The sequence below is a fragment of the Myxococcus vastator genome, assembly GCF_010894475.1.
Lineage (GTDB): Bacteria > Myxococcota > Myxococcia > Myxococcales > Myxococcaceae > Myxococcus > Myxococcus vastator.
In genome coordinates this window covers 1-785 of the sequence record NZ_JAAIYB010000914.1, presented here as the reverse complement: position 1 = coordinate 785, position 785 = coordinate 1, and the positions used below count along the sequence as shown (strand labels likewise).

Here is a 785-nt window from a genome sequence, read left to right as displayed (position 1 = left end):
CCCCGGGAGAGCGCGGCCCCCACCAGGCCGGATACCAGCACCCAGGCCAGCGTGGGCATGGGCCCTATCTGCCGGCCAATGACCAGGAGCAGGTAGAGCTCGAGGAACGGCACCACGATGAGGGCGAGGAGGAGGTAACGGAACACGCTCCCAAGGTAACCCTTCGAGAGGGGCCGTGCCCGTCTTCCGCCACCGCGTCAGCGCCCGCCGAGCTGGCCCACCAGGGAGTCCACCACCAGGTACAGGACCACGAAGATGCCCATGGCGATGAGGACCATGCGCGTGGAGAGCTGGAAGCCTCGGGAGCCCTCCGTCTCCAGCGCGTAGCTGCCCGCGCCCATCGCGTCAGGCACGCCGGCCACCTCGCCGGCGTAGCGCGCCGTCCGGACGTACTGCTCCATCACCCCGGCGTCGTCCTTGCTGGTCAGCGCGCGGCCCAGCTGCGGGTCCACCAGCCGGACGCCGGCCTCGGAGGCCAGGGCCGCCGCGGCCTCCACGGCCTCGCGCATCAGGTCGGGGCGGTCCGACAGCGGCACGCGCAGCTCGGTGGCCACCACCTGGCCCCCCTCACGCAGCTCGCCGATGTCGACGTCGCCGTTCTTGAAGGACCACCTGCGCACGCCATCCTGCCGGGCGACCACTCCTCGCTCGGAAAGGAGGGCATCCACCCGCGCTGCCTCGTAGGGCGAGCCCGGCGTCATCGTCTGGAGGAGCAACTCGTATCTCACGCGGGTTGCGAGTATACGCCGCGAACGCCATGTCCACCTCCTCCAAGCCCCCCTCCC

At 71.1% G+C, this 785-nt stretch carries 2 protein-coding genes; both read right to left on the bottom strand.

What is annotated here, in order from left to right:
* Positions 1-116, bottom strand: a 116-nt coding sequence (locus G4D87_RS38305; RefSeq protein ID WP_275902336.1) for an FxsA family protein, incomplete at its 3' end; no start/stop codon positions are given.
* 81 nt (positions 117-197) lie between these two features.
* The gene (locus G4D87_RS38300) at positions 198-728 is read right to left on the bottom strand and encodes a hypothetical protein (RefSeq protein WP_163787655.1); all 531 of its coding nucleotides are present in this window, start codon (positions 726-728) and stop codon (positions 198-200) included.
* Between the last annotated feature and the right edge of the window lie 57 nt (positions 729-785).